General features: G+C 34.3%; 11 protein-coding genes. 1 reads left to right on the top strand and 10 read right to left on the bottom strand.

Going from position 1 to position 11,534, the window contains the following annotated elements; translation table 11 throughout:
* Nucleotides 1–6 precede the first annotated feature (6 nt).
* From argH to PQ462_RS08745, 10 genes are all read right to left on the bottom strand, one after another.
* Entirely contained in the window at nt 7–1,287 is a 1,281-nt protein-coding gene (argH, locus tag PQ462_RS08790; RefSeq protein ID WP_274253152.1) for an argininosuccinate lyase, read from the bottom strand.
* Nucleotides 1,288–1,338: 51 nt separating this feature from the next.
* A complete protein-coding gene (locus PQ462_RS08785) occupies nt 1,339–2,409 on the bottom strand; it encodes a M20 family metallo-hydrolase (RefSeq protein ID WP_274253151.1) in 1,071 nt (356 codons plus the stop codon).
* A 282-nt stretch (nt 2,410–2,691) separates the two neighbouring features.
* Nucleotides 2,692–3,465 carry an acetylglutamate kinase gene (gene argB, locus PQ462_RS08780; protein ID WP_274253150.1) on the bottom strand — a complete coding sequence of 258 codons (774 nt, stop codon included), beginning with the start codon at nt 3,463–3,465 and terminating at the stop codon, nt 2,692–2,694.
* Nucleotides 3,466–3,562: 97 nt separating this feature from the next.
* Nucleotides 3,563–4,510: an N-acetylornithine carbamoyltransferase gene (locus tag PQ462_RS08775; protein ID WP_274253149.1), complete on the bottom strand. Its 948-nt coding sequence runs from the start codon at nt 4,508–4,510 to the stop codon at nt 3,563–3,565.
* Between the two features lie 142 nt (nt 4,511–4,652).
* Nucleotides 4,653–5,414, bottom strand: a complete 762-nt coding sequence (gene proB / locus PQ462_RS08770; protein WP_274253148.1) for a glutamate 5-kinase — start codon at nt 5,412–5,414, stop codon at nt 4,653–4,655.
* 226 nt (nt 5,415–5,640) lie between these two features.
* Nucleotides 5,641–6,834 carry a glutamate-5-semialdehyde dehydrogenase gene (locus tag PQ462_RS08765; protein WP_274253147.1) on the bottom strand — a complete coding sequence of 398 codons (1,194 nt, stop codon included), beginning with the start codon at nt 6,832–6,834 and terminating at the stop codon, nt 5,641–5,643.
* Between the two features lie 91 nt (nt 6,835–6,925).
* The gene (locus tag PQ462_RS08760; RefSeq protein WP_274253146.1) at nt 6,926–8,059 is read right to left on the bottom strand and encodes an aspartate aminotransferase family protein; all 1,134 of its coding nucleotides are present in this window, start codon (nt 8,057–8,059) and stop codon (nt 6,926–6,928) included.
* A 161-nt stretch (nt 8,060–8,220) separates the two neighbouring features.
* On the bottom strand, nt 8,221–9,198 hold the full coding sequence (gene argC / locus PQ462_RS08755) for an N-acetyl-gamma-glutamyl-phosphate reductase (protein WP_274253145.1): 978 nt from the start codon (nt 9,196–9,198) through the stop codon (nt 8,221–8,223).
* Complete coding sequence (locus PQ462_RS08750) at nt 9,191–10,384, bottom strand: argininosuccinate synthase (RefSeq protein ID WP_274253144.1); 1,194 nt, start codon at nt 10,382–10,384, stop codon at nt 9,191–9,193. The genes argC and PQ462_RS08750 overlap by 8 nt, the downstream gene beginning before the upstream one ends.
* A gap of 55 nt (nt 10,385–10,439) precedes the next feature.
* Nucleotides 10,440–11,087 carry a GNAT family N-acetyltransferase gene (locus tag PQ462_RS08745; protein WP_073409231.1) on the bottom strand — a complete coding sequence of 216 codons (648 nt, stop codon included), beginning with the start codon at nt 11,085–11,087 and terminating at the stop codon, nt 10,440–10,442.
* A 201-nt stretch (nt 11,088–11,288) separates the two neighbouring features.
* On the opposite strand from PQ462_RS08745, the gene PQ462_RS08740 reads away from it, so the two are divergent.
* Nucleotides 11,289–11,456 (top strand): hypothetical protein, encoded by a 168-nt coding sequence (locus PQ462_RS08740; protein WP_274253143.1) that lies wholly within the window; start codon nt 11,289–11,291, stop codon nt 11,454–11,456.
* The last annotated feature ends 78 nt before the right edge of the window (nt 11,457–11,534 follow it).

The following is an 11,534-nucleotide window of genomic DNA, read 5'->3' as shown; positions in this document are numbered from 1 at the left end:
ACGGCTTTAGAAAGCAGCTTTCATTTTATCTTTAATTGCATCAAGGCATAAATTATTGATACTGCCTTCGTGCGTGTGTTTTGTTTGTTTTGGAGATTTGTAAGTTCCCGCTTCCAATTGTTCGGCAACTGCTTTATAAGCATCTCTAAATGGCATTCCTTCTACAACCATTTCATTTAAAGTATCAACTGTAAACAAATAATCGTATTTCTTATCTTCTAAAATATGATCTTTTACTGTAATATCTTTTATGGAAAAAATCGCAATATCCAAACAAGCTTTCAGGTTTTGAATCGCTGGAAACAGACCTTCTTTTAAAAGCTGTAAATCTCTGTGATAACCGCTTGGAAGATTATTTGTAATTAAAGTGATTTCGTATGGAAGCGCCTGAATCTTATTGCATTTTCCTCTGATTAATTCGAAAACATCTGGATTCTTTTTGTGAGGCATAATACTAGAACCTGTTGTAAGATGGGCCGGAAGACCAATAAAATCAAAGTTCTGGCTCATATACAAGCAAACGTCCATTGCAAATTTTGACAACGTTCCTGCAACGCTTGTCATAGCAAAAGCAACCGTTTTTTCTGCTTTTCCACGGCTCATTTGAGCTGCAACAGCATTGTATTTCAAAGTTTCAAAACCTAATTCTTTTGTTGTAAATGTTCTATTGATTGGAAATGAACTTCCGTAACCAGCAGCAGAACCTAATGGATTTTGATCTACAATTTTAGAAGCTGCGTTCAATATTGTAATATCATCAATCAAGCTTTCTGCATAAGCAGAAAACCACATTCCGAAAGACGACGGCATCGCAATTTGTAAATGGGTATAACCTGGCAATAATACATTTTGATGTTTTTCTGCCGATTCCATCAACAAATCAAACAATGTTTTTACCTGTTCTTTTATTGCTTTTAACTCGTCTTTTAAATACAAATGAACATCTACTAAAACCTGATCGTTACGAGAACGTGCGGTGTGGATTTTCTTTCCTGCATCGCCAAGTTTTACTGTTAGAAGATATTCTATTTTAGAATGTACATCTTCAAAACTGTCTTCGATTTCGAAATTTCCAACTACGATATCTGCAATGATTTCGTTTAATGCATCAACTAAAGAAGTTGTTTCTTCTTCAGTTAACAAACCTATCTGACCCAGCATTTTGGCGTGTGCGATTGAACCTAAAGCATCGTATTTTGCTAAAACTAAATCCAGTTCACGGTCGTTTCCAACAGTGAATTGTTCGATTTGTTTATCTGTTGGTATTCCTTTTTCCCAAAGTTTCATAGGTACTATTTTTTAGAAACCCGACAGGTTTTAAAAACCTGTCGGGTTTAATTATAATTTAAAGAAATCAGTTAGTATTTTAATGTACAAGTCGACTCCTTCTTCAATTTCATTTACAAAAATAAATTCGTCTGCTGAATGTGAACGCAACGTTTCTCCTGGCCCTAATTTTAAAGACTGACAGCTTAAAACTGACTGATCTGAAAGTGTTGGCGAACCATATGTTGTTCTTCCTAAAGCAATTCCCGCTTGAACTAAACCGTGTGAAACCGGTATAGACGATGCGTTTAAATGCATGGATCTTGGCGTTACTTCGGCATTTACATTTGCTTTTACAACTTCTAAAATTTCAGTATTTGTATATCGGTCTGTTACACGAATATCTACAACTAAATCACATTCTGACGGCACTACATTATGCTGTTTTCCTGCATTAATCTGCGTTACAGTCATTTTTACAGGACCTAAAACGTCTGAGATTTTATCGAATTTATAGTTTTTAAACCATTCCATTACCGGAATTGATTTATATAATGCATTATCGTCGTTTTGATGTGCAGCGTGGCTTGCGGTTCCTTTTACTTTTACATCCAAAACTAAAAGACCTTTTTCAGCAACTGCTAACTGCATTAATGTTGGTTCTCCCACAATTGCGCAGTCTAATTCTGGCAAGCTTTTTAAAACGCTATTCAATCCATTTTTTCCGCTGCTTTCTTCTTCGGCGGAAGCCACAATTACAATATTATGCGAAAGGTTTTGATTTTCGTAAAAGTGCACAAAAGTTGCCAATAATGAAACCAGACATCCACCTGCATCATTACTTCCTAAACCGAACAATTTTCCGTCTTTTTCGATTGCTTTAAACGGATCGTTTGTGTACGCCTGATTTGGTCGTACAGTATCGTGATGTGAGTTTAATAAAAGTGTTGGTTTGTTTTCGTCGAAATATTTGTTGAAAGCCCACACATTGTTGTTTTCTCTCTTGAAAGGAATTTCATTTTGATTGAACCAATTTTCGATTAAAAGAGCTGTTTGGTCTTCTTCACTAGAAAATGAAGGGGTTTCGATTAAGCTTTTTAATAAACTAATTGCTTCCTGAGTAAGCGTATCTATATTTTTCATTTTTGTTAGGTTCTGAGGCTATCCCGATAACTATCGGGACTGAGATTCTAAGCTTTTAAGCAATGACTTTACCCAATGTTAGCCAGAAAATTAATTGGCGCAAATTTCTTAAATTAATATTTAAAAGCACTGCGCAGTTCGGTTTTTTTGCCACTAATTGCATGGATTATTTTTTTGTCACAGATTTAAAATCAAAATAAACTTTTTAGTGTCTGTTTAAAATTATTTTCTCTTTTAACAGAAAAAATTAGTGTCAATTTGTGTAAGCCGCGACAGCATCATTTATAATGTAATCGTCGTATGCAGAACATCTGGATTTTGAAGCATTTTATGATGCCCAATTTTGATTTTCTGCACGCCTCGTGATAAACTATTGAAACAGTTATCCAGTTTTGGAATCATTCCGGAATGGATTACTTTTTCTTCTTTCAGCTTATTGTATAATGCTTCGTTGATTTGGGTTATTACAGATGAATCGTCTTCTGAATCCTGCAAAACACCTTGTTTTTCAAAACAATACGTCAGCGTCACATCAAAAAATTCAGATAAAGCAATTGATAATTCGCTCGCAATGGTATCTGCATTTGTGTTTAACAATTGTCCGTTTTTGTCGTGTGTAATAGCACAAAAAACAGGAACAACTCCAGCTTCAAGCAAAGTTGCCAGTAATTTGGTGTTGACTTGTTTTACATCACCTACAAATCCGTAATCGATTGTTGGGTGATTTCTTTTTGTTGACTGAATTAAATTTCCGTCAGCTCCTGAAAAACCAATTGCGTTATTCTCTTTCGCCTGCAGTTGCGCTACAATATGTTTGTTGATTTGTCCTGCGTAAATCATTACTACAACATCAAGCATTGGAGCATCTGTAATTCGGCGTCCGTCGATCATCTGCGGCACCAAACCAATACTCTGCGCCATTTTTGTAGCCGATTTTCCACCACCGTGAACTAAAACTTTATAGCCTTCAATTTTAGAAAAATCGGTTAAGAATTGTTCTAATTCTGCTGGATTATCGATGATGTTTCCACCAATTTTTATTACTGATACGTTCATTTTTTGAGGTTCTAAGATGCTAAGTTTCTAAGGTACTAAGGTTTTTGCTCATCGTTTCTTAGCATCTTAGAAACTTAGAACCTTAGCTCCTCAAAAATTATATTTTTTTAAGAATCTTTTGTAAAACTAATTGTGCTGAATACGTTCTGTTATTCGCTTGCTCGATTACGATTGAATTTTCTCCATCTAAAACTTCGTCGCTTACAATTACATTACGACGAACCGGAAGACAGTGCATGAATTTTCCATTGTTTGTTAAAGCCATTTTTTCAGCCGTAACGGTCCAATTTGGATCGCTGTTGGTTACTTTTCCGTAATCGTTGAAGTTGCTCCAGTTTTTTACGTAAACGAAATCGGCATTTTCAAAAGCTTTATTTTGATCGTATTCAATTTTGCAGTCTTTTGTAATTTCTGGACTTAGTTCGTAACCTTCTGGATGTGTGATTACAAAATCCATATCTTTTTGCATTTGCATCATTTCTACAAATGAATTCGCAACTGCCTGAGGCAAAGCTTTTGGGTGCGGCGCCCAAGAAAGAACCACTTTTGGTTTGTGTTTCGTTTTAAATTCTTCCATTGTAATGGCATCTGCCAAAGACTGCAATGGGTGACGTACAGCGCTTTCCATGTTTACGATTGGCACTGTAGCGTATTTCAAAAACCCTGAAATTACAGTTTCCTGATAATCTTTTTCTTTATCTACTAAACCTGCAAAAGCACGAATGGCAATAATGTCACAATATTGAGAAACTACTTCTGCTGCTTCTTTGATATGCTCCGAAGCACCAGAATTCATTACCGCTCCGTCTTCAAATTCTAATGTCCATCCTTCGTTGGTAAAATTCATTACCATAACGTTCATACCTAAGTTTAAAGCCGCTTTTTGTGTACTCAAACGCGTTCTTAAACTCGGATTGAAGAATAACATTCCTAAGGTTTTGTTTTTACCTAGTTTTTTATTTTTAAGCGGATCTTTTTTGATTTTGATCGCGCTTTTAACCCATTTTGATAATGAGTCGATATCTTTTATTGAAATATAATTCATTGTTTTTTTTGTTTAATCGGTTAATAGTTGATTTGTTTAATCGTTTTACTGCTTAAACAAATCTAACTTTTATCCATTTTTGTTTTTTTAATGTTCTCTTTTAATCGATTAATCGAATTAACGATTAAACAATTAAACCTCTTTACACAATCTTGGTAAAAGGAATTTCGTCCTTGAGTGCCTTTAAAATAAAATTATCATTTAATCCGTTGACTATCCAAGTTTCGATATTAGCTGCTTTTGCAATTCCAGCTGCTTCTATTTTTGATTGCATTCCGCCAGTTCCGTGTGATGATTTTGATTCGCCGATTTCTTTTTCGAGTGATTTTAAATCATTTACCAATTTGATTGTTTCTGGAATTTCATCATGAATAGAATCTTTCGTATAAATTCCGTTTGTATTGGTGGCAATTATCAGAATATCAACATTTAAAAGAACTGCCGTTAAAGCCGCTAATTTATCATTATCTCCAAACCGAATCTCATCTGTGGCAACGGTATCATTTTCATTGATAATCGGAATGTAATTGTTTTTAACCAATACATTAATCGTATTTACAATGTTCTTTTTGGTCTGCTCTTTTTCGAAATCAGAATAAGAAAGCAGACACTGAGAAGTATTTAATCCTAAATCCTTGAAATTTTCATTGTAAATCCGCATTAAATGAGGCTGTCCGATTGAAGCTAAAGCCTGTTTTACAAAAACATCTTTATCCTGATTATCAAGTTTCACAAACTGCTTTGCTGCTGCAATTGCTCCTGAACTTACTATGATAAATTCATATTCGTCGTTTAAAGCCGCAATCTGTATTCCAAGGTCTTCAATCTTTCCCCGCGAAATATGATTGGTTTCTTTGGTTAAAGTATTACTTCCTATTTTTAATAAAATCCGTTTCTTACCCATTTTTTTTTAAAAGGTGCTAAGGTTCTAAGTTTTTGTATTGCAACCGTTTTTTACCGCAAAGGGCGCAAAGTTTTTGATATATTTTGTGTTTACAAACGCTAAGTTCGCAAAGCTTTGTCTACAGTTAAATTTCAATAAAAAATTCCAAATTCCAATAATCTGCAATCAAAAATCGTTAATCATCAATCTAAAATTCTAAGAGGTCTAACAATCTAAGAAAGTCTAACTATCTAATCTGTCCTTCTCCGTAAACGTACCATTTATTGGTCACGAGATGTTGAAGGCCAATTGGACCTCGTTGATGCAATTTATCAGTACTTATTGCTAATTCTCCACCAAGACCAAATTGTCCGCCGTCTGTAAAACGGGTTGAAGCATTTTGATAAACTGCTGCAGCATCTATTGATTCCATAAACTGTTGTGCAGCTTCATTATCTCTCGTAATAATTGCTGCAGAATGCCCTCCGCAGTATTTATTAATCATATCAATTGCATGATCCTGAGAATCGATGGTTCCTATTACGATTTTATAATCCAGAAATTCTTCGTACCAAATGTCTTCGTTTACGATAGTTTTGGTGTTTTCGAAATTTTCTAACGATTTATCTACAATAACTTCTACTTTTGATTCGATTAAAGCTTCAATTAACATTGCAACGAAACCTTCAAAATTTGAAAGTTTGGAACTTATCAAAACTTTATCTAAAGCATTGCAAGCCGAAATTTTAGCTGTTTTAGCGTTTAAGATTACTTTTAAAGCCAAATCAGTATCTGCATCTTCATGAACGTAAACGAAATTATTCCCTCGTCCGCTTACTATTACGGGACATGTTGCGTGCGCTTTTACAAATTCAATAAGTTTTTCTCCGCCTCTTGGAACTATTAAATCGACTTTTTGAGTTGGTTTTTCTAAAAAAGCCTGAGTTTCAGTTCGGTTGTAATTCAGATACTCTACCCAGTCTTTTGAAACTCCGTTTTCTTCTAAAGCTTTGTGCCAAAGACTTACGATTTTTAAATTTGATTTTAAAGATTCTTTTCCTCCTTTTAATAAAATCTTATTTCCGGATTTAAAGGCAATTCCTCCCGCTTCTATTGTAACATCTGGGCGGGATTCGTAAATAATTAAAATCGTTCCAAAAGCAGCAGTTTTATTGACCACTTTTATTCCATTATCATGAGTAAAATGAAAACGCTCAACACCAACGGGATCTTCTTGAGAAGCTAATTGGTTTAATGATAAAATCATTTCATCAACTTTTTTATCATCTACTTTTAAGCGTTCTTCCATCGCTAAATCTGAGCCGTCGTAATCAGCAAGATCTTCCTGATTGGTTAGGATTATCTCATTCCGCTCCTGCTCGACCAGCTTTGACATAGTCCGCAAAACCGCATTGCGTGTTTCAATTGATAATGGTTTCATTTTATTTTGGTTTAATTGGTTAGTTGGTTTAATCGTTTAACTGTTTAATCGGTAATTCGTTTAGCCAATTAAACGATTAAACAAATTAACATTATAGTTCTTCTAAACTTTCTTTTAAAGCTTTTACAAACGTATCAATATCAGCTTTTTTCACCGTTAACGGCGGTAAAATTCTTAATAGATTTTTATTGTTCGCGCTTCCTGTAAAAATGTGTTTTTCGATGATTAATTTCTTTCTTAAAGCTGCTACATCAAAATCAAACTCTACTCCAAGCATTAATCCTTTTCCTTTTACTTGTTTGATTCCTTCAACTTCTTTGATTTTCTCTAAGAAATATTCATAAACTTCATTTACATTTTTCTGCAAATCAAGTTTTTCGATTACATCAAGAACTGCAATTCCTGCTGCACAAGATAAATGGCTTCCGCCGAAAGTAGTTCCTAATAATCCGAAGCTTGCTTCAAATTTTGGAGAAATTAGAATCGCTCCAACAGGGAAACCGTTCCCCATTCCTTTCGCAACTGAAATTATATCAGCGTTGATTCCGTGATGCTGGAAAGCGAAGAATTTCCCGCTTCTTCCGTATCCTGATTGTACTTCATCTAAAATCAAAACAACATCGTGTTTTTTACAAGCTTTTTCTAAAGCCTGAAAAAACTCGGTTGTTCCTTGGTCTAAACCCCCAACTCCCTGAATTCCTTCGATAATTACTGCTGTAACATCTCCTTTAGCCAATTCAGCTTCAACTAATTCGATTTGATTTAAAGGTAAAAACGTAACTTCTTGCTGTGCATTTAATGGCGCAACAATCTTTTTGTTATCTGTAACGGCAACTGCTGCAGAAGTTCTTCCGTGAAAAGAATTATCAAAAGCCACAACTCTTGATTTTCCGTTATGAAAAGAAGCTAGTTTTAAAGCATTTTCATTGGCTTCAGCACCAGAACTGCATAGAAACAATTCGTAATCTTCAAGACCAGATAGTTTTCCTAATTTCTGAGCCAATTCTACCTGCAAAGGATTCTGAATAGCATTCGAATAAAAACCTAAATGGTCTAATTGATTCTTTAGTTTTGCTACATAATCTGGTTGTGTGTGTCCGATAGAAATCACACCATGTCCGCTGTATAAATCTAAATATTCTACTCCTTTGTCATCAATAATTGTACAATCTACTGCTTTTACTGGAGTTATGTCGTATAATGGGTAAACGTTGAATAAGTTCATTTTTTGTTTTGTTTATTTTGTTTCAGGTTTCATGTTTCAAGTTACTCACTGAACGTGAAAACTAAAACTTCAAACCTTAAAACTAGTTATGTTTCTTCGTATCCATTTCAAGTCACGCACAGAACGTGAAACCTGAAACTTTAAACTTGCAAACTAAAAAATTAAAATCCGCTTGGTTTCAAATGTAAACCTGTGGTTTCTTCTAAACCGAACATTAAATTCATGTTTTGAATCGCTTGTCCTGAAGCGCCTTTGGTTAAGTTATCGATAATTGATGTTATGAGAACCCGGTTTCCTTTTTTCAATAAACTAATAATACATTTATTCGTCTGCACCACTTGTTTCATGTTGATGTTGGTTGTGGTAATGGTTACAAAAGGCTCATTTTTGTAGAACTCTTCATATTTTGCAACTAATTGTTCCAAACTATCATCACATAATGTATATAAGGTTGCAAAAATTCCTCTTGGGAAATCTCCTCTGTTTGGAATAAAAAGCAATTCGCTGTCAAAATCATCCTGCAACTGAACTAAACTTTCTCCGATTTCACCTAAATGCTGATGTTCAAAAGCTTTGTAATGCGACATATTATTGTTTCTCCAGCTGAAATGAGAAGTTTCTGAAAGACTTACTCCTGCTCCAGTACTTCCTGTTGTTGCATTAATATGTACATCATTATTCAGCAGATTATGTTCTGCTAAAGGCAATAAAGCCAATTGAATAGCTGTAGCGAAACAACCCGGATTTGCGATATAATTTGCTTTTTTGATTTCGGCTTTATTGATCTCAGGCAGTCCGTAAACAAAATCTTTTCCTTCAAAATGCGCATCTTTATTCAATCTGAAATCATTTCCTAAATCGATGATTTTAGTATGACTTGCAAACTGATTTTCTTTCAAAAATGAAATCGATTTTCCGTGACCTAAACACAAGAAAACAACGTTCACATTTGGATTGATTTCATCCGTAAAATTCATTTCGATATCGCCCATCAAATCGTGGTGCGCCACAGAAAGCGGCTTTCCAGCGTTTGTTGTACTGTAAACAAAATCGATGTTTACTTTTGGGTGATACATTAAAATTCTGATGAGTTCTCCGGCTGTGTAGCCCGAACCACCAATAATTCCGACATTAATCATGATCTAATTTGTTTACAGATGAGAATATGTTTTGTGCATTTCCTAAAATCTTGATAAATCCTTTTGCATCGTCAGATGTCCAGGCATTGTTCATTTCTCCGTATTGACCAAAACCTGTGTTCATCAAATCGTTTTCAGATTCAATTCCGTCAAGTGAGAAATGGTATGGTTTTAATGAAACTGTTACGGTTCCATTTACTGTTTTTTGAGTATCTTGTAAGAAAGTTTCAATATTTCTCATAACTGGATCTAAGAACTGACCTTCGTGGAATAACATTCCGTACCAGTTTCCTAATTGTTCTTTCCAATATTGCTGCCATTTTCCAAGAGTGTGTTTCTCCAATAAATGGTGCGCTTTGATGATAATTAAAGGAGCCGCAGCTTCAAAACCAACTCTTCCTTTAATTCCGATAATGGTATCTCCAACGTGAATATCTCTACCAATTGCATACGCATTTGCCAGTTTTTCAAGAGCTACAATATTATTTGATGGTTTGTCCGTTTTTCCGTTTAAACCAACTAATTCTCCTTGTTCAAAATGAAGAGTCACTTTTTCTTCACCTTCTTTTTGCAATTGCGATGGATAAGCTTCACTTGGTAATGGCTGGCTAGAAGTTAAAGTCTCTTTTCCTCCAACACTTGTTCCCCAAAGTCCTTTATTGATAGAATATTGTGCTTTTTCCCAAGAATAGTGAACTCCGTTTTGAGCTAAATAATCAACTTCTTCTTGTCTTGAAAGTTTTAAATCTCTAATTGGAGTAATGATTTCAATTTCTGGAGCAATTGTCTGGAAAATCAAATCAAAACGAATTTGGTCGTTTCCTGCGCCTGTACTTCCGTGAGCGATTGCAGTTGCTCCTACTTTTTTTGCATATTTTATAGCTTCAATTGCCTGAAAAACACGCTCTGCACTTACTGATAATGGGTATGTATTGTTTTTTAATACGTTTCCGAAAATCAGGTATTTTATAGCTTTATCGTAATATTTATCTAAAATTGTTAAGTTAGCATGCTGCGCACTTCCTAATTCGTAAGCTCTTTTTTCTATAGCTGATAATTCCTCTGCACTAAATCCTCCTGTATCAACAAGAACGGTATGAACTTCATAACCTTTTTCGTTTTTTAAATATTTCAAACAATACGAGGTATCTAATCCTCCGCTATAAGCTAATACTACTTTTTTCATTTTTTATAATTTAGGCTAATACTTTCGTATATAGCAGTTTGAGATTTCTTTTTGATTAAATTTTGAATAAAAAAATAAATGACAATATTTTGTTTAAGAATAAAGCCTGTTTAATTTTTTTAAGTCTGCTTAAAACAGCCTCATTAAAAGGATGTCTCGGCGGTGTTTTTTGTTTTTCTTTTGGGTCGTATAACATTCCGGTACAAAGACACATTTTGTTTTCTTTGCTCTGTAAAATTGGGAAGTTAGTACAGGTTTTACAGCCTGCCCAGAAACTTGGATCGGTAGTTAATTCTGAAAACGGAACCGGTTTATAGCCTAAATCAGAGTTAATTTTCATTACTGCCAGACCAGTAGTAATTCCAAATATTTTTGCATCTGGATATCGCTGCAAAGAATAATCAAATACTTTTGATTTTATCTTTTTTGCCAATCCTAAACTTCTATAGTCAGGGTGTACAATTAAGCCGGAATGTGCTACGAACTTTCCGTGTTCCCAGCTTTCGATGTAACAAAAACCTGCAAATTTTCCATCAGCCAGAGCAATCATCGCATCACCATTCGACATTTTTTTCTGAATGTACTCAGGAGTTCTTTTAGCAATCCCCGTACCTCTTAACAAGGCAGATGATTCTATCGTATCGCAGATTTCTTGTGCGAATTTGAAGTGTTCTTCCTGGGTAACAACAATAGAGATCTTCATTTCAATAATTGAAGTTAGAGTTAAAAATTAAAGCATGTTGTTTAGTTTGAAATCCAGAATTGAATCCAATAAAATTAAGCAAAATAAAAGTAACATTCTCTAAATCAAAAACTTGACTAAGAAAATTTACAAAATAATAAATACTTTTAGGATATGTTTGTCCAATGGACAAATTATGTGATTTCAAAATGAAAAATGGATATGAATAAATATACGGCTATAAAACTCAGTGAACACTATAGAAATAGTGTCCGTACTTCGGGAGAAGTAATCGGTGAGTTTGTCCGTGACAAAGAAGTTATATGTAAACTTATTTTATTCATCGGTGCAAAAGTACATCTTTTTTTTATTTACAAAACAAAAAATTAAAATTCTAACATTTTTTTAATGAAAAGTTATTTTTCAAGATGCTAAGGGTTCTAAGCTACTAAGGTTCTGAGTTTTTCT

This window comes from Flavobacterium sp. KACC 22758 (assembly GCF_028736135.1).
Taxonomy (GTDB): domain Bacteria; phylum Bacteroidota; class Bacteroidia; order Flavobacteriales; family Flavobacteriaceae; genus Flavobacterium; species Flavobacterium johnsoniae.
Note: the sequence above shows the minus strand (reverse complement) of the source record. Positions and strands in the feature narration are given on the sequence as shown.

Excerpts from the sequence above, each read along its gene's own strand:
- argH (WP_274253152.1), bottom strand. The coding sequence starts at position 1,287 with ATGAAACTTTGGGAAAAAGGAATACCAACAGATAAACAAATCGAACAA.
- PQ462_RS08785 (WP_274253151.1), bottom strand. The coding sequence starts at position 2,409 with ATGAAAAATATAGATACGCTTACTCAGGAAGCAATTAGTTTATTAAAA.
- argB (WP_274253150.1), bottom strand. The coding sequence starts at position 3,465 with ATGAACGTATCAGTAATAAAAATTGGTGGAAACATCATCGATAATCCA.
- PQ462_RS08775 (WP_274253149.1), bottom strand. The coding sequence starts at position 4,510 with ATGAATTATATTTCAATAAAAGATATCGACTCATTATCAAAATGGGTT.
- proB (WP_274253148.1), bottom strand. The coding sequence starts at position 5,414 with ATGGGTAAGAAACGGATTTTATTAAAAATAGGAAGTAATACTTTAACC.
- PQ462_RS08765 (WP_274253147.1), bottom strand. The coding sequence starts at position 6,834 with ATGAAACCATTATCAATTGAAACACGCAATGCGGTTTTGCGGACTATG.
- PQ462_RS08760 (WP_274253146.1), bottom strand. The coding sequence starts at position 8,059 with ATGAACTTATTCAACGTTTACCCATTATACGACATAACTCCAGTAAAA.
- argC (WP_274253145.1), bottom strand. The coding sequence starts at position 9,198 with ATGATTAATGTCGGAATTATTGGTGGTTCGGGCTACACAGCCGGAGAA.
- PQ462_RS08750 (WP_274253144.1), bottom strand. The coding sequence starts at position 10,384 with ATGAAAAAAGTAGTATTAGCTTATAGCGGAGGATTAGATACCTCGTAT.
- PQ462_RS08745 (WP_073409231.1), bottom strand. The coding sequence starts at position 11,087 with ATGAAGATCTCTATTGTTGTTACCCAGGAAGAACACTTCAAATTCGCA.
- PQ462_RS08740 (WP_274253143.1), top strand. The coding sequence starts at position 11,289 with ATGAATAAATATACGGCTATAAAACTCAGTGAACACTATAGAAATAGT.